Source organism: Planotetraspora sp. GP83 (assembly GCF_041262585.1).
Lineage (GTDB): Bacteria > Actinomycetota > Actinomycetes > Streptosporangiales > Streptosporangiaceae > JAOEGB01.
In genome coordinates, this window is sequence record NZ_JBGCBZ010000008.1 from 81,575 (window position 1) to 98,606 (window position 17,032).

General features: G+C 70.3%; 14 protein-coding genes. 11 read left to right on the forward strand and 3 right to left on the reverse strand.

What is annotated here, in order from left to right; genetic code table 11:
- Positions 1-59: 59 nt before the first annotated feature.
- The gene (cysC, locus tag ABH927_RS13555; protein ID WP_407072830.1) at positions 60-1,277 is read right to left on the reverse strand and encodes an adenylyl-sulfate kinase; all 1,218 of its coding nucleotides are present in this window, start codon (positions 1,275-1,277) and stop codon (positions 60-62) included.
- Positions 1,278-1,594: 317 nt separating this feature from the next.
- Positions 1,595-2,323: a class I SAM-dependent methyltransferase gene (locus ABH927_RS13560; protein ID WP_370021392.1), complete on the reverse strand. Its 729-nt coding sequence runs from the start codon at positions 2,321-2,323 to the stop codon at positions 1,595-1,597.
- Between the two features lie 234 nt (positions 2,324-2,557).
- On the opposite strand from ABH927_RS13560, the gene mfd reads away from it, so the two are divergent.
- The 9 genes from mfd (at position 2,558) to ABH927_RS13605 (ending at position 12,891) form a co-directional block, all read left to right on the forward strand.
- Positions 2,558-6,055 carry a transcription-repair coupling factor gene (mfd, locus tag ABH927_RS13565; RefSeq protein ID WP_370021393.1) on the forward strand — a complete coding sequence of 1,166 codons (3,498 nt, stop codon included), beginning with the start codon at positions 2,558-2,560 and terminating at the stop codon, positions 6,053-6,055.
- A gap of 59 nt (positions 6,056-6,114) precedes the next feature.
- Positions 6,115-6,762, forward strand: a complete 648-nt coding sequence (locus ABH927_RS13570) for a hypothetical protein (RefSeq protein WP_370021394.1) — start codon at positions 6,115-6,117, stop codon at positions 6,760-6,762.
- 257 nt (positions 6,763-7,019) lie between these two features.
- Positions 7,020-7,994 (forward strand): MazG family protein, encoded by a 975-nt coding sequence (locus ABH927_RS13575; protein WP_370021396.1) that lies wholly within the window; start codon positions 7,020-7,022, stop codon positions 7,992-7,994.
- An 82-nt stretch (positions 7,995-8,076) separates the two neighbouring features.
- Positions 8,077-9,357 carry a phosphopyruvate hydratase gene (gene eno / locus ABH927_RS13580; RefSeq protein ID WP_370021397.1) on the forward strand — a complete coding sequence of 427 codons (1,281 nt, stop codon included), beginning with the start codon at positions 8,077-8,079 and terminating at the stop codon, positions 9,355-9,357.
- Between the two features lie 39 nt (positions 9,358-9,396).
- Complete coding sequence (locus ABH927_RS13585) at positions 9,397-9,801, forward strand: septum formation initiator family protein (protein WP_370021398.1); 405 nt, start codon at positions 9,397-9,399, stop codon at positions 9,799-9,801.
- A gap of 19 nt (positions 9,802-9,820) precedes the next feature.
- Entirely contained in the window at positions 9,821-10,423 is a 603-nt protein-coding gene (locus ABH927_RS13590; protein ID WP_370021399.1) for a DUF501 domain-containing protein, read from the forward strand.
- Positions 10,417-11,373: an exopolyphosphatase gene (locus tag ABH927_RS13595; RefSeq protein WP_370021673.1), complete on the forward strand. Its 957-nt coding sequence runs from the start codon at positions 10,417-10,419 to the stop codon at positions 11,371-11,373. Before ABH927_RS13590 ends, ABH927_RS13595 begins: the two co-directional genes overlap by 7 nt.
- 70 nt (positions 11,374-11,443) lie before the next feature.
- On the forward strand, positions 11,444-11,770 hold the full coding sequence (locus tag ABH927_RS13600) for a PadR family transcriptional regulator (protein WP_370021400.1): 327 nt from the start codon (positions 11,444-11,446) through the stop codon (positions 11,768-11,770).
- Positions 11,770-12,891 (forward strand): HAAS signaling domain-containing protein, encoded by a 1,122-nt coding sequence (locus ABH927_RS13605; protein ID WP_370021402.1) that lies wholly within the window; start codon positions 11,770-11,772, stop codon positions 12,889-12,891. The genes ABH927_RS13600 and ABH927_RS13605 overlap by 1 nt, the downstream gene beginning before the upstream one ends.
- Here ABH927_RS13605 and ABH927_RS13610 read toward each other — a convergent pair.
- Positions 12,885-14,090 (reverse strand): cytochrome P450, encoded by a 1,206-nt coding sequence (locus ABH927_RS13610; RefSeq protein WP_370021404.1) that lies wholly within the window; start codon positions 14,088-14,090, stop codon positions 12,885-12,887. The two genes, ABH927_RS13605 and ABH927_RS13610, sit on opposite strands and share 7 nt — an antisense overlap.
- A 190-nt stretch (positions 14,091-14,280) precedes the next feature.
- On the opposite strand from ABH927_RS13610, the gene ABH927_RS13615 reads away from it, so the two are divergent.
- Both ABH927_RS13615 and ABH927_RS13620 read left to right on the forward strand, forming a co-directional pair.
- Positions 14,281-15,078 carry a uracil-DNA glycosylase gene (locus tag ABH927_RS13615; protein WP_370021406.1) on the forward strand — a complete coding sequence of 266 codons (798 nt, stop codon included), beginning with the start codon at positions 14,281-14,283 and terminating at the stop codon, positions 15,076-15,078.
- A 516-nt stretch (positions 15,079-15,594) separates the two neighbouring features.
- Positions 15,595-16,923, forward strand: coding sequence for an NAD(P)/FAD-dependent oxidoreductase (locus ABH927_RS13620; protein ID WP_370021408.1), 1,329 nt, complete (start codon positions 15,595-15,597; stop codon positions 16,921-16,923).
- The last annotated feature ends 109 nt before the right edge of the window (positions 16,924-17,032 follow it).

The window sequence follows — 17,032 nt, forward strand, 5'->3', positions numbered from 1 at the left end:
AGGCACGGGGCGGGCAAGCGGTGACCATATGCCAGCAAGGGGTGACCATACGGCGGGGGTCAGCGGATCCAGCCTCCGGAGGTGAGCAGGTTCAGCACCGTGCTCACCGAACGCTCGATGGTCATGCCGGTGGTGTCCACGACGAGTTCGGCGTCGTCGGGCTCCTCGTACGGGTCGGATATGCCGGTGAACTCGGGGATAAGCCCGGCGCGGGCCTTGGCGTAGAGGCCCTTCCGGTCGCGGCGCTCGCACTCCTCCAGCGGCGTGGCCACGTGCACGAGCACGAAGTCGGCGCCGACCTCCTCGACCATGGCGCGGACCTCGTCGCGCGTGGCCGCGTACGGCGCGATGGGTGCGCAGATGGCCAGGCCGCCGTGCCGGGCGACCTCGGCGGCGACGAAGCCGATGCGCCGGATGTTCAGGTCGCGGTCCTCCCGGGAGAACGTGAGCCCGGCTGACAGCAGCTGCCGGACCACGTCGCCGTCCAGGTAGGTGACCGTGCGGCCGCCCCGCTCCAGCAGCGCGTCGCGCAGGCCCCTGGCGATGGTCGACTTGCCGGAGCCGGACAGCCCGGTGAAGAACACGACGAGCCCGCGCCGGTGCGGCGGCCCGGGAATCACCACGGGAGCGGGCCCGGCGTAATGCTCGGTCGCGCCGTAGTTGCGCGCCACGTGCTCCCGCAGCTCCAGGTCGATCTCGACGTCCTCGCGCGGCGCGAGCGGCACGGCGACCACCGACGACCCGGGAAGCTGGGCCGACGCCTTGAGCGCGGCCCGCACCACCGCCGGACCGCCCTCGCCGAACACCAGCGGCATCAGCAGGACGGTCGCCTCCAGCTCCTCGGCGGTCGCGGCCACGTCGTCGAGGGCGGCCGAGTCGAGCGGCCCCCGCATGGTCACGGCCAGGATCTCGCCGTCGGGCAGGTCCTTGCGGACCTCCTCGGGAGTACGGCGCAGCCGCGCGAACGGCCCGTAGACGGGCGCGTCGAGGGCTTCCACGGGCCCCGATGCGTGGTGCCCGTCCCGCTCCTCCACGGTCAGTACGGCTATCGCCGCGCCCTCTGGGTCCTTGAGCGTCACCCGATCGCCAGACCGGATCTCGTCGGGAAGGGCGATGGTGATCGGGTCGGGCCACGGGGCGCCGTCGGCCAGCCGTCCGCGCTCCACCACCATGGTCACGTCGGCCGAGCTAAGGAAGCCGGTCAGCGGCGCGTACGCCCCGGAGAGCAGCAGCTCCAGGTCGGCCAGCTCCCGCGCGTCGGGAGTCCACTCGTGCATCGTTCCTATTTCCGATCGACTCAGTCGGATATTTCCTTAGTACACCAATCAGGCATTGTGCCGCCGGGGGGCGAGGCGTCCAAGAAGCTGACATTAACCCCTGGAGGTGATCGTGGGCGCCGCGGATGAGCGATGCTCACCGGAGACGACCGGCACGCCACCGATGATTCGGTGCGGACCGCCCCAGTCCAGTCTGATGGAGAGAGGGCAGGTAAGACGATGCTCGGCAGGATCCCAGGGCGCGGGGAAGCCGGTCCGCGCTGTGGCGCGGGCACAAGCGGTTCAACGAGCAACACACCGGGGTCCGGCCCGGGGTCTCAGATGAGGCGCGCGAAGTGGTTGTGGGGCTTGCGGATGACCATGGTGACCTCGTCCTCCACGGTCAGGCTGCCCCGGGACAGCAGCGCGATCGCGCGGCAGATCAGGTTGACTGGCCCGGCCTGGGGTCCCCTCCGGGCCGGGCCGCTCGTGCCCGGGTGGTCCTCGGCGATCATGAGACCCCTCATCAGGCAGTACGCCTGGATGCCCTCGCGGGAGGCCAGCGGCTCGTAGACCGCGGGCAGCGGCCCCACGGAACCGGCCGGGACCAGCGACTTCCATAGCATCCGGCGCAGCCACGGAGGCGTGATCCGGTCGCAGAACCCGTACGCCGAATTCCGGTCGCGGGTCTTTATGAGGAGCAGCCCGCCGGGTCGCAGGCCCGCGACGATGCGGTCGAGCACCAGCTCGGCGTGGCTGATGCGCTCCAGCAGGAACGACACGTAGATCACGTCGAACGACCGGGGAGGGATCGGCACCGAGCGCATGTCGTCGAGGTACCACGCGTCCAGGTCCTTTCGCGCGGTGGTGTAGGCCCGCAGCGGCGGCAGGTCCTCGTCGATCCCCGTGATCTTGGGGTCGCACCGGCCGACGTCAAGGACGCCCCCGCGGCCGCAGCCGGCGATCAGGATGTCGAGCCGCCGACCCAGCTGATCGGTCCACTGCTCGCGGATCCGCTGGCTGAACACGTCATCCTCGTCCACGGACGACCACTGAACCTCAGACATAGCATCAGAGAGTAGTCACCATCACACGACTAGTAGCGGATTTGCGCGCCGCCAAGATTTCCGTCGCCGAGCGCGGCCCCGCCGCTTCCCCCGCGCCGGCCCGCTTCCGCGCCCGCGTCGGCGGGGTTGGGGGACTCGCGGTCCGCGCATGGGCGGACGGGCGTAGCCTTGATACCCCCGGTCCGCTTCGGCTCGGGGCCATTCGCTTGCCGTCGTGGGGCTCTGAAGGCATCAATGTCTCTTTCCGGACTGCTCGACCTTGTCGCCGCCGAACCGAAGCTGGCCGTCGCGCTCGAAAGCGCCAAACAATCCGCCGATCCCGGCACCGACCTGCTCGCGCCCGCCGCGCTCCGGCCGTTCGCCGTGGCCGCGCTCTCCCGCGTCAGGCCCGTCCTGGCCGTGACGGCGACCGGGCGGGAGGCCGAGGACCTGGCGGCCGCGCTGACCAGCCTCGTCGACGAGACCTCGGTGGCGGTCTTCCCCGCGTGGGAGACCCTTCCGCATGAACGGCTGTCGCCGCGGAGCGACACGGTGGGCCAGCGCCTCGCCGTACTCCGCCGGTTGGCGCACCCGGTGGCGGGAGATCCGAACGCGGGGCCGCTCCGCGTCGTCGTCGCGCCGATCCGGTCGCTGCTGCAGCCGATCGTGTCCGGTCTCGGCGATCTGGAGCCGGTACGGCTCCGCGCGGGCGACGACGCCGACCTGGACGAGGTGGTCGTCAGGCTCGTGGGCAACGGCTACCACCGGGTGGACATGGTCGAGAAGCGCGGTGAGGTCGCCGTGCGCGGCGGCCTGCTCGACGTGTTCCCGCCGACCGAGGAGCACCCGCTGCGGCTGGAGTTCTGGGGCGACACGGTCGAGGAGGTCCGCTGGTTCAGGGTCGCCGACCAGCGCTCGCTGGAGATCGCCCAGGACGGCCTGTTCGCCGCGCCGTGCCGGGAGCTGCTGCTCACCGACGACGTACGGCGGCGCGCCCGCGAGCTGGGGGAGGAGCACCCGGCGCTGAAGGACGTGCTCGACCAGCTGGCCGACGGTGTGCCGGTCGAGGGCATGGAGGCGTTCGCGCCGGTGCTGGCCGGGACGATGGACCTGATCCTCGACCACCTGCCGGTCCGGTCGGCGGTGTTCGTCTGCGATCCCGAGCGCATCCGGAGCCGGGCCGTCGAGCTGGTCCGCACGAGCCAGGAGTTCATGGAGGCGTCCTGGATCACCGCGGCGGCGGGCGGCGAAGCGCCGATCGACCTCCAGGCGGCCGCCTTCCGGACGCTGGAGGAGATCCGCGACCACGCCCGTGAGCTCGGCCAGCCGTGGTGGAGCATCGCCCCCTTCGGCGACGGCGCAGAGCTGGACGCACAGGACGTCGAGGCGTACCGGGGCGACACCCAGCGGGCGCTGGCCGACATCAAGGGATGGCTCGGCGCGGGCAAGGCGGTGGTGCTGCTGAGCGAGGGCCACGGCCCGGCGGAGCGCATGGTGGAGTTGCTCAAGGGCGTGGACGTGCCGGCCCGGCTGGTGCCGGCGCTCGACGGGCCGCCCGGCCACGACGTCGTGGAGGTCACGACGGGCCGCCTCGACCACGGCTTCGTCACCCCCGACCTGGCCGTGCTGACCCATCTCGACCTCGTCGGGCAGAAGGCGTCGACCAAGGACATGCGGCGGCTGCCGTCCCGGCGCCGGAACATGGTCGACCCGCTCCAGCTCAAGGTCGGCGACCATGTGGTGCACGAGCAGCACGGCGTCGGCCGCTACATCGAGATGGTGCAGCGCACGATCCAGGGGGCGACCCGCGAATACCTGGTCATCGAGTACGCCAAGGGCGACCGGCTCTACGTCCCGACCGACCAGCTCGACGAGGTCACCCGCTATGTCGGGGGAGAGGCGCCCACGCTCAACCGGATGGGCGGGGCCGACTGGGCCAAGGCGAAGACCAAGGCGAGGAAGGCCGTCAGGGAGATCGCGGGCGAGCTGATCCGGCTCTACTCGGCGCGGATGGCGTCGCCGGGCCACCCCTTCGCGCCGGACAGCCCGTGGCAGCGCGAGATGGAGGACGCCTTCCCCTACGCCGAGACGGGCGACCAGCTCGAAGCGATCGACGAGGTCAAGCGCGACATGGAGCGGCCGGTCCCGATGGACCGGCTGATCTGTGGCGACGTCGGCTACGGCAAGACCGAGATCGCGGTCCGCGCGGCGTTCAAGGCGGTGCAGGACGGCAAGCAGGTCGCCGTGCTCGTGCCGACGACCCTGCTCGTGCAGCAGCACCTGTCGACCTTCGGCGAGCGCTTCGCGAGCTTCCCGGTCTCGGTGAAGCCGGTCTCCCGGTTCCAGACCGACGGCGAGGTCAAGGGGACCCTCGAGGGACTCAGGTCGGGCGCGGTCGATGTGGTCATCGGCACCCACCGGCTGCTCTCGCCCGAGGTGAGGTTCAAGGACCTGGGTCTCATCATCGTGGACGAGGAGCAGCGGTTCGGCGTCGAGCACAAGGAGGCCATGAAGCACCTCCGCACCCAGGTCGACGTGCTCGCGATGTCGGCCACGCCGATCCCCCGGACGCTGGAGATGGGCCTGACCGGCATCAGGGAGATGTCCACGATCCTCACCCCGCCCGAGGAGCGGCACCCGATCCTCACCTTTGTCGGGCCGTACGACGAGAAGCAGATCGCGGCGGCCATCCGGCGCGAGCTGATGCGCGACGGCCAGACGTTCTTCGTGCACAACCGGGTGCGGAGCATCGACAGGGTCGCCGCGCGGCTGCACGAGCTCGTGCCCGAGGCGCGGATCGCGGTCGCCCACGGCCAGATGCAGGAGCACCAGCTCGAAAAGATCATGGTGGACTTCTGGGAGCGCAACTTCGACGTGCTCGTCTGCACCACGATTGTCGAGTCCGGTCTCGACGTGCCGAACGCCAACACGCTGATCGTGGACCGGGCGGACAACTACGGCCTGTCGCAGCTCCACCAGCTCCGCGGCCGGGTGGGCCGGGGGCGGGAGCGCGGCTACGCCTACTTCCTCTACCCGCCGGAGTCCCCGCTCACCGAGACCGCCCACGAGCGGCTCGCCACGATCGCCCAGCACACCGAGATGGGCGCCGGGATGTACGTCGCGATGAAGGACCTGGAGATCCGGGGCGCGGGCAACATCCTCGGGGCCGAGCAGTCGGGCTTCATCGCCGGCGTTGGCTTCGACCTGTACGTCCGGATGATGGCGGAAGCCGTACAGGAGCAGAAGTCCAAGCTCTCCGGCCAGCCGCAGGTGGAGGAGCGCCCCGACGTCAAGGTCGAGCTGCCGATCAACGCGCATGTCCCGCACGACTACGTGACCTCCGAGCGCCTGCGTCTGGAGGCCTACAAGCGCATCGCCGCGATCGGCTCCGAGGACGACATCGCCGCCGTCCGCGACGAGCTGACGGACCGGTACGGCAGGCCGCCGCAGGAGGTGGACAACCTGCTGGAGGTCGCGCGGTTCCGCATCAAGGCGAGGAAGGCGGGGCTCACGGACGTGACCATGCAGGGCCAGCAGATCAAGTTCGCCCCCGTTTCGCTGAGGGACTCCCAGCAGGTGCGGCTGCAGCGGTTGTATCCGAAGTCGATCGTCAAGCAGGCGACCGAGATCCTGCTGGTGCCCGTGCCGAAGACGAAGCCCATCGGCGGCCAGCCCCTCAGGGACCTCGACCTGCTCAAATGGTGCGGGGACCTGGTCGAGGCCATGTTCCTCGAGCCGATGCGAGTACAGTGACCCCCGGGTTTGTGAAAATCGGCACAATTGCCTGGCCGGTGTCGTCGGGAGGATCGAACGTGAAGTCGTATCGTGTGCGCGTCGCGGCCGCCGTCGTGGCGGCGGGTGTGGCGCTGAGCGCGTGTAGCCCCATGCAGGCCGGTGCCGCGGCCATCGTGGGTAAGGACCGCATCACCTCCAGCGACCTGAGCGCCGAGATCCAGGCGTACCGCAAGGACCTGGCCGCGAACAAGATCCCTGAGGACCAGCTCGGTCTCCGCATATCCGTGCCGCAGCTCGTCCTGCTCAACATGGCGAACGGCAGGCAGTTCACCGAGTACGGCCGCCAGAAGGGCATCACGGTCACCCAGTCGGAGATCCAGGAGGGCAAGCGCGCGCTCGTGGAAGCCCAGCAGGGGCAGGCGACGATCGAGCAGATCCTTCTGGCCAGCGGCATCCCGCTGTCGGAGGGCGACAACGCCATCCGGGCGTGGGTCATCCGGCAGAAGCTGATGGCGCAGCTCGGGGCCGGCAACGACCAGCAGAGCCAGCGGACCGCCTCCCTGAAGGTGGCCCAGGAGGCCGACACAGCGGTGCCCGTCAGCTACAGCCCGAGGTACGGCAAGTACGACCCGCAGCAGGGTTTCGTCGCCGACGACCGCTTCGGCGCGGTGGCTCCCGCCGCTCCCGCCGCCCCCGAAGCCCCGCCCGCCGCCCCTCCGGCGTGATCATGCACGAAGTCCCGGCTGGCCGTACTGACCTGAGAAGCCCTCGGCCGTGATCATGCGCAACGTCCCGATCGGCCGCGCTGAAGTGCGAGGACACCATGCGTGATCATGCACTTGCATGATCACGCGGCATGTTTCCGCTGGTGGAATGCACGTACGGGAATCCGTGCATGATCACGGCGGGCGTTTTCGCTGGTGAGATCCCCGCGCGAGAATCTGTGCATGATCACGGCGGGGAGGAGCGTTAGGGTGGCGGTATGCCGCTCATCGTTGTAACCACGTCTCCGCGGGTGGCGCCGGGGGTGCTGACCAGGCACGCGTGGGCGGTGCTCGGCGCGGGGCCGGTGCTCACCGGCTCCACCCGCCACCCGTACCTCCCCTTCCTGGAGGAAGCCGGCATCCGCGTCGACGTGGTGACGCCCGACCCGCCGGCGCTCGCCCGCGAGAGCCGTACGGGAACGGTCGTCTGGCTGGCCGCGCAGGACGGTGACGAGGAATTCATGCGGTCCATCGGCCTTGCCGCGGTCGCCCTTGAGGACCCGCCGGTCATCGAGGTGATCCCGGGGACCTACGACCTCCCGGGCGCGAAGCTGCTCGACCTCGTCCAGGTCATGGACCGGCTCCGCCGCGAATGCCCCTGGGACCGCAAGCAGACCCACGAGTCGCTCGTGCCCTACCTCGTCGAGGAGGCGTACGAGGTCCTCGAGACGATCGACCAGGGGGACTACGCCGCCCTCCAGGAGGAGCTCGGCGACCTGCTGCTCCAGGTGATGTTCCACTCCCGGGTCGCTCAGGAACGGCTCGCGCCGGGCCGGGAGGACGGGTTCGACATCGACGACGTGGCCTCCGGGATCGTCGACAAGCTGGTCCGCCGCCACCCCCACGTCTTCGCGGGCGTCACCGTGTCCGGCGCCGGCGAGGTCAGCGACAACTGGGAGACGATCAAGGCGGCCGAGCGGGCCGCCAAGGGCCAGGCGGAGTCCGTGCTCAACGGAGTGCCCATGGGGCAGCCCGCGCTCTCCCTCGCCGCCCAGTTGCTCCGCCGCGCCGGGCGGGTGGGCGCCCCGGGCGCGCTCTCCGACGACCTCCCCTCGGCGCTCGGCGCCCGGCTCTTCGATCTCGTACGGCAGGCACAGGCGGACGGGCTGGACCCCGAGGCCGAGCTTCGCGCAGCGGCCCGGGCGTACCGCCGCCGGGTCGAAGAATGGGAAAGCACGCGCGACACACCGTGAAGAGGCGGCCCTGAGCAGAACCGGGTAGTAGGGACCGATAGGCTCAGGAGGCAAAATGCCCGCGACTTTGCTAGGAGCGTTCGTGGCTGCCATCGAGGCCGTTACCGCCCGCGAGATCCTCGACTCCCGGGGCAACCCCACGGTCGAGGTCGAGGTACTGCTGGACGACTACAGCACCGGCCGCGCCGCCGTCCCGAGCGGCGCGTCCACCGGCCAGTTCGAGGCCGTGGAGTTGCGCGACGGGGACAAGAGGCGCTACCTCGGCAAGGGTGTCGAGAAGGCAGTCCTCGGGATCACCGATGAGATCGCCGACGAGATCATCGGCTTCGACGCCGAAGAGCAGCGGCTCATCGACCAGACGATGATCGACCTGGACGGCTCGCCCAACAAGGCGCGGCTCGGCGCCAACGCGATCCTCGGCGTCTCGCTGGCCGTCGCGAAGGCCGCCGCCGACAGCTCCGACCTGCCGCTGTTCCGTTACGTCGGCGGGCCGAACGCGCACATCCTGCCCGTGCCGATGATGAACATCCTGAACGGCGGCGCGCACGCCGACACCAACGTGGACATCCAGGAGTTCATGATCGCGCCGATCGGCGCCGAGACGTTCTCCGAGGCCCTGCGCATGGGTGCCGAGACCTACCACACGCTGAAGGGCGTGCTGAAGGAGAAGGGCTACGCGACCGGCCTCGGCGACGAGGGCGGCTTCGCGCCGAACCTGCCGTCCAACCGCGACGCGCTCGACCTGATCCTCGTGGCCATCGAGAAGGCCGGCTACACGCCGGGCCAGGACATCGCGCTCGCGCTCGACGTCGCGGCCACCGAGTTCCACTCCGACGGCGTCTACACCCTCGACGGCAAGGGCCTGTCGGCCGCCGAGCTGATCTCCTTCTACGAGGACCTCGTCCGTTCCTACCCCCTGGTCTCCATCGAGGACCCGCTCGACGAGGAGGACTGGGAGGGCTGGAAGGCCATTACCGCCTCCCTCGGCACCAAGGTCCAGATCGTGGGCGACGACCTGTTCGTGACCAACCCCGAGCGGCTGGAGCGCGGCATCCGCGAGGGCGCCGCCAACGCGCTGCTCGTCAAGGTCAACCAGATCGGCAGCCTGTCGGAGACCCTCGACGCGGTGGACCTGGCGCACCGCAGCGGCTACCGCTGCATGATGAGCCACCGCTCCGGCGAGACCGAGGACACCACGATCGCCGACCTGGCCGTGGCCACCAACTGCGGGCAGATCAAGACCGGCGCCCCGGCCCGCTCCGACCGCGTGGCGAAGTACAACCAGCTTCTGCGCATCGAGGAGCTGCTGGACGACGCCGCCCGTTACGCGGGTCGCGGGGCTTTCCCGCGCTTCCAGAGCTAGGGACGGTACGGAGATCCAACCGGAAGGGGTGGGTTCGCCTTGGCCAAGCGACCGCAGCTCACCGGGCGGGCGGCGATCCTCGCGGTCGTCGTCTGCGCGATCGCGATGAGCCTCGCCTACCCCATCCGGGAGTACCTCGCCCAGCGGCGGCAGATCGCCCAGCTCGAGCAGCAGCAGGCGCAGGCGCTCAGGCACCTCCGGGACCTGGAGGAGCGCGCCAAGCAACGCGACGACCCGGAGTTCATCAAGCGCGTGGCCAGGACGCGGCTCCACCTCTGCGAGCCCGGAGCGAAGTGCTACGTCGTGCAGAACGACGACGCTGGCAGGTCCACCGCCAAGGCGGGGGTGAAGCCGGCCGAGAAGCCCGCCTGGTATCTCACGCTGTGGCAGTCGGTCGAGGCCGCCGACAACGGGCGCGGCGCCGTACAGGCGGGCCAGAACTGAATTGGCGAGGAGTTCGACAGTGGGGGATCGGGTGGTGGAACGGGTGGTGGAACGGGTGGTGGATCAGGCCGATCTGGCGGCGGTGGAGGCCCAGCTCGGGCGCCCTTCGCGCGGGGCGCGGGCCGTCGCTCATCGGTGCCCCTGCGGGTTGCCCGACGTCCTGGAGACCGCACCCCGGCTGCCGGACGGCTCGCCGTTCCCGACGCTGTTCTACCTGACCTGCCCCAAGGCGGCCTCGGCCATCGGGACCCTGGAGTCGTCCGGCTTGATGAAGCGGATGCAGGCCGGGCTGGCCGGCGATCCCGAGCTCGCCGCGGCCTATCAGGCGGCGCACGAGGACTACCGCGCCCGCAGAGACCGGGCGGCCGCGGAGGAGGGCATGGAGCCGCTCCCTCCGGACATGCAGACCGCCGGGGGCATGCCCGACCGGGTCAAGTGCCTCCACGCGCTGGTCGCGCACGAGCTCGCGGTCCCGGGGGCCAACCCGTTCGGCCGGGAGGCTCTGGAGCTGCTTCCCGACTGGTGGGCCGACGGGCCCTGCGTCGCCCCCGCCCCTGATTCGGCTTCCCATCCGGCTTCGGACGTCGCGAAGGAGTCAGACGCCGCGAAGGGGTCATCATGAGGGTCGCGGCCATCGACTGCGGGACCAATTCGGTCAGGCTTCTCATCGCGGACATCTCGCAAGAGAGTGACGAGCTGACCGACGTCGAGCGCCGGATGGAGATCGTCCGGCTGGGCCAGGACGTGGATCGGACCGGCCGCCTTGCCCCGGAGGCCCTGGAGCGCACGTTCACCGCGATGCGCGGCTACGCCAAGCTCATCACCGGACACGCCGGTCCTGATGGATCGATGCCGGTCCGGGTGGTCGCCACCTCCGCGACCAGGGACGCGGCCAACCGCGACGACTTCGTGGCCGGCGTGCGCGAGATCTTCGGCGTGGACCCCGAAGTGGTGACCGGCGACGAGGAGGCCCGGTTGTCCTTCACCGGCGCCACCAGGGGGCTGGCCCGGCGCGGACCGGCCGCCGACGACACTCCGTATCTGGTGGTCGACATCGGCGGGGGATCGACCGAGTTCGTCGTCGGCTCCTCCTCGGTTTCGACCTCGGTCGAGGGAGCGCTGTCGGTGGACATCGGCTGCGTGCGGCTGACCGAGCGCCACCTGACGGACGACCCGCCGGAGGCGGCAGCCGTACAGGCGACGATCGCGGACATCGAAGCGGCCATGGACCGGGTCGAGGCGGCCGTCCCCGTGCGGGACGCGCGGACGCTGGTCGGCCTGGCGGGCTCGGTCACCACGGTCGCCGGCATCGCTCTCGGCCTCCCGGCCTACGACGCCGCGAAGATCCACCATTCCCGCATTCCGGCCGAGCGGGTCCACGAGGTCTCGGCGCGGCTCCTCGCCATGACGCACGACGAGCGGGCGGCCATCCCCGTCATGCATCCCGGCCGGGTCGACGTCATCGGCGCGGGCGCGCTGATCCTCGACCGCATCGTCCGCCGGTACGGCTTCGCCGAAGTGGTGGTCAGCGAGCACGACATCCTCGACGGCATCGCCTGGTCCCTCGTCTGATCGTTTCCGGTCGGGACCGATCCGGCCAACGTGTGGCAGCTATTGCGCATTGCGTAGTACTGTGCCGTGCGTGGATAGCAGCCAGCTCCTGAAAGGCGTGCTCGACGTCGCGGTTCTCGCGGTGCTCAACGAACGCGACAGTTACGGCTACGACGTCGTGCGCCGCCTGCGCGAGGTCGGCCTCGAAGAGGTCGGGGACGCCTCGGTGTACGGCACGCTCCGCCGCCTGTTCAAGGCCGGGGCCCTCAACTCCTACGTGGTGGCCTCCGACGAGGGGCCGCACCGCAAGTACTACGGCCTGAACGACGTCGGCCGCTCGCTTCTCGCCTCGTCGGCGAAGACCTGGACGTTTTTCGCCGCCACCATGAACGACCTGCTCAAGGAGGTTGACGCCTGATGAACCCGCCGATGAGCCCAGGCGAGTACGCCCGTGCCGTACGTGACGCCCTGGCGGACCTCCCCGACAGGGAGCGGGAGGAGTTGCTGGAGGACCTCGACGACCATCTGAGCGAGGTCGCCGCCGAGTCCGACGTGCCGCTGGAGGATCGCCTCGGCTCCCCCATCGCGTACGCCGCGGAGCTGCGGGCCGCCTACGGGGGCCGTCCCATGGCGCCGCGCCGGGCCCTGCGAGCGAGGGGCCGGATCCGCTCAGCTTTCCGTACGGCTCACGCCCGGCTGCTCGGCCTCCCGCCGTACCAGCAGGCGACCGCGTTCCTGCCCGAGCTCCGGCCCGCCTGGTGGGTGTTACGCGGCTACGCCCTCGCCCTGGTCGTGCTGGGAACGCTGGGACCGGACGACGTCGTCCCCGGCAACCTCGTGGCGTGGGCGTTCACCCTCATGGTGATCTGGGCGTCGGTGTGGCTCGGCCGGCGGACCGTGAGCCGCGGACGTGCGCCTGCGGGAGCTTCCGTACCTGTGCGGGGACCGGTGTCCGGGGGACGAAGGGCCCTCACCTGGCGACGGGCGCTGCTGCTGGGACTCAACGCGGTCGCGGCCGTGTGCGTGGTCTCCGGCATGGCGAGGGCCTCCGACGCCGGGGACGGGGACAAGGTCTCCTTCGCGTACGGCGGGCCGGGGGGGCCTGGCGTCCCGGTCGAGAGCGTCGCCAGCCTCGACGGGGGAGGCGTCTACAACATCTTCCCCTTCTCCGCGGACGGCACGCCGCTGAGCGACGTCCGGCTCTACGACCAGGACGGCAAGGCGATCACCACCGACCCCGAGATGCACGGCCAGGCGATCATCGCCCCGTGCGGGGGAGGGCCGATCATCCGCAACGCCTATCCGCTGCCGCTCGAGCCGGAGCGGGAAGCCTTCGGGGACGGTCCCGGCCCGCTCCCGGAAGGGACTCCGGCCTGTGCCACGCCCACGCCCTTCCCGTCGCCGAGCGCTTTCCCGAGCGCGACCGAATCCCCAAGCGAGAGCCCCAGCGCGACGCCGACCCCGAGTGCCAGCCCGAGCCCGACGGCCACTCCGAGTGGTGGCCCGAGCCCGGGCCGGACCGGGAAGAAGGGTCACTGACGCAGCCGGACCGGCAGCGAGAAGAGCCCGCGCATGATGGCGCTCGGCCACCACGTCAGCCCGGCCGGGTCGGCGGCGAGCCGTAGATCCGGGAACCGGCGGAGCACGGTCCCGATCGCGACCTCGGCCTCGACCTTGGCCAAGGCCGCTCCGATGCAGTAGTGGGGTCCGCGCCCGAACGCCAGGTGCGGTTCGCCGATCCTGCCGGGGGAGAACGCGTCGGGGTCGGGGAAGGCAGACGGATCCCGGTTGGCGGCCAGCAGCGACACCAGGATGGGGTCTCCCGGCAGCATCTCCTGGCCGCCGATGACGACGGGCTCGGTCGGGAAACGCCAGGTCGCGTTCCGCACCGGCCCGTCGTAGCGGAGCATCTCGTCGATGACGTCGGGAAGCCGTGAGGGGTCCGCGCGGAGGGCCGCCGCCTGGCCCGGGTGCCGCAGCAGCGCCAGCAGGCCGTTGCCGATCAGGGCCACAGTGGTCTCGTGGCCGGCGATGAGCAGCAGGAACGCCGTGGACGTCAGCTCGTCGTTGTCGATCTCGCCGTCCTTCGAGCGCCTGACCAGGTCGGTCAGCAGGTCGTCGCCGGGGCGGGAGCGCTTGAGCTCGACCAGGTCGGCCAGGAACTTCTCCAGGGCGTCGGTGGCCCGCGCGATCTCCTCGACCTCGGAGGCCTCCGCCGAGTCGATCACTGACGCGTGGTGGTGGAAGGTCTCCCGTTCCTCCTCCGGCACCCCGAGGAGATCGCAGATGATCGTGATCGGCAACGGGTAGGCCAGATCGGCGATCAGGTCGGCCTCGGGGCCGTCAAGGCGGTCGAGCAGGCTGTCGGTCACCTCCTGGGCGCGGGACCGCAGACCCTCCATGCGTCGTGGGGTGAAGGCCGAGCTGACCAGCCGCCGCAGCCGAGGGTGATCGGGCGCGTCCGCGTTGATCATATGGCGGGCGAGCGAGGGCCGGTGGTCCAGGGGAAGGCCGAGGCCCGCCGCGCGCCACTCGGGCGAGCCCGAGGCGGGGTCCTTGGACAGGGACGGGTGCGTGAGCGCGGCCACCGCGTCCTCGTAGCGCGTGACCAGCCAGGCCTCGCAGCCCGGCAGCGGGACGCGCACGACGGGGGCGTTGCGCCGCAGCCAGTCGTAGGCGGGATAGGGGTCGGCGTCGAAGGACGGACCGAACAACGGGGGGCATGAGTCGCTGGACACGGGCGGTACGTACCCACCTCATGTCCCGGAGAAAGATGCTTTACCCGCCTTCATGCGCTGACGATGCGGGTCGGCAAGGCGGCCGGGGGATGGGGCCCGGGATGGGGCCCGGGATGGGCCGGTGGTGCGGCCCGGGGATATGGCTGGGTATGCGGTCCTGGCGGCTGCCCGGGCTGGCACGATCGGTGTCATGAGTTCCGTACCTCCCGGATCCGGCTGGCCGGACGACCCCGCCAGGCCGGACACTCCCGTCGCCCAGGATGCCGTGGAGGTCGCCAAGCTCGCGGCGGACAGCCGTACGCCTGAGGAGCTGACGGCCCGGCAGTCGGTGTGCCGGGCCTGCCCCCGGCTCGTGGAGTGGCGGGAGACCGTCGCCGACGTCAAGCGGCGGGCGTTCGCCGGCGAGACCTACTGGGGCCGCCCCGTCGCCGGATGGGGGGACGACAACCCGCACACGCTCATCGTCGGGCTGGCCCCGGCCGCCCACGGTGGGAACCGTACCGGCCGGATCTTCACGGGCGACCGCAGCGGCGATTGGCTGTTCGCGTCCCTCTATCGGACCGGCCTCGCCGTACAGGAGACGAGCACGCACGCGGGGGACGGCCAGCGGCTCCTCGGCGCGCGCATGATGGCGGCGGTCCGGTGCGCGCCGCCCGCCAACAAGCCAACGCCGGAGGAGCGGGACGCCTGCTTCCCGTGGCTCTCCAGGGAGCTCGCCCTGGCCGCGCCGTCCACTCGGGTGATCGTGGCCCTCGGCGGCTTCGCCTGGCAGGCCGTCTGGCCCGCTCTCCGGGACGCCGGTTTCTCGCTGCCTCCCCGCAGGCCGCCGTTCGGCCATGGGGTTGAGGTGCCCATCTCGTACGGCTCGGCGCCCGCGACCCTGCTGGGCTGCTACCACCCGAGCCAGCAGAACACCTTCACCGGGCGGGTGACGGCCGCCATGCTCGACGCGATCTTCGCAAGGGCCGTCGTGCTCGCCACCACTTAGTCACCTTAATCATCGCCACCCCACCTCCCCACCGGCGTGATCATGCACGGGTTCCCGCACCTGGGAGCCACGCTGGGCACTTGCGGTTCGTGATCTGGCAGACATTCCCGAGGTAGCACCTCAACCTGCGAACTCCTGTTTCGTGATCATGCATAGGTGCCCGAACATCCGGCTGCATGGTCACGAATTGCCGCGCACGAGGTCGGCGCGCACCCACGGGAATCCGCGCATGATCACCTACGACCTTTGTGCAGGTCTCAACATTCCGCGGGAGCCTGTGCATGATCACGCGGTGTCTGCTAACGGGGGGTACGCGCGGCTTGTGAACCGTTTCACGAGTGTGAAGTCCGTCACGAACGAAAGTTCGGTGAAATTTTTGCCGTGAAACCAGCATTGATACGCACCAATGGTCAAGTCTCGTCAAAGTTACTCCATGGGGGGATTGGTGCTGTCGCCTGCCCGTGGCGTAGGCTTGTGAATGCTTTCACAAGCCATCAGGCACGAAGGGCATCCGTGGTGAACCGCAAGTCGAAGCACATCGTCATCGTCGGCGGTGGATACGTGGGCCTCTACAGCGGCCTGCGCCTCCAGCGCACGCTTCGCCGTGAGCTGCGCGACGGGAGCGTGCGGATCACGCTCATCGACCCGCAGTCCTACATGACCTACCAGCCGTTCCTTCCCGAAGCCGCGGCGGGCAACATCTCGCCGCGCCACGTCGTGGCCCCGCTCCGCCGGGTGCTGCCCAAGGTCCGGATCCTCAACGGCAAGGTCTCCAAGGTGCACCACGAGGCCAGGACCGTGACCTTCGAGCCTGCCGTCGGCCACTCGCGGGAGATCGAGTACGACGTCATCGTCATGGCCGCCGGTTCCATCTCGCGTACGCTGCCGATCCCCGGCCTGGCGGACGCCGCCATCGGCTTCAAGACCGTCGGCGAGGCCATCGCGCTGCGCAACCGTGTTCTCGCCCTCCTCGACCGGGCCGAGTCGACCGATGACGAGGACGTGCGCCGCCGCGCGCTGACCTTCGTCGTGGTCGGCGGCGGCTTCGCGGGCATCGAGGCCCTCGCCGAGCTCGAGGACATGACCGAGGATTCGATCAAGTACTACCCGAGCATCGAGAAGAAGGACCTGCGCTGGGTCCTGATCGAGGCGAGCAACCGCATCCTGCCCGAGGTCGGCCCCGAGATGGGCGAGTGGACCGCCGAGCAGCTCCGCGAGCGCGGCATCGAGCTCAAGATGGAGACGCTGCTCCAGTCCTGCGAGGGCGGGCTCGTCAAGACCTCGGACGGCGACGAGTTCGAGGCGGCCACGATCGTGTGGACCGCCGGGGTCAAGCCCAGCCCGGTCGTCAACTCCACGGACCTGCCGCTCGACGAGCGTGGCCGGATCAAGACCACGACCCGGTTAACGGTCGCGGGCGTCAAGGGCGCGTTCGCCGCCGGAGACATCGCCGGTGTGCCGGACGTGACCAACGCGGGCCAGTACTGCGCGCCCAACGCCCAGCACGCCGTCCGCCAGGCCAAGGTCCTGGCCGACAACATCACCGCCTACCTGCGCGGGGAGAAGCTGAAGGACTACCGGCACAAGTACGCCGGATCGGTCGCCGGTCTGGGCCTCTACCGCGGTGTGGCGAACGTCTACGGGGTGAAGCTACGCGGGTTCCCGGCGTGGTTCATGCACAGGACGTATCATCTCTCGCGGGTGCCTACGGTGAACCGCAAGGTCCGTGTGGTGGCCGACTGGACGCTGTCGCTGTTCTTCAAGCGGGAGACCGTCTCGCTGGGCGAGATCGAGAACCCGCGCGAGGTGTTCAAGGCCGCCGCCGAGAGTGGTCGCAAGCGCTAGACCATCGCCGTACGGCACGCGCCTCCACCGTGGGGGCGTGTGCCGCGCCGGCACCCGTTGCACGACGCCGGCCACCCCTTCCGTCGGCAGTGCGGTCCGCATGTGACTG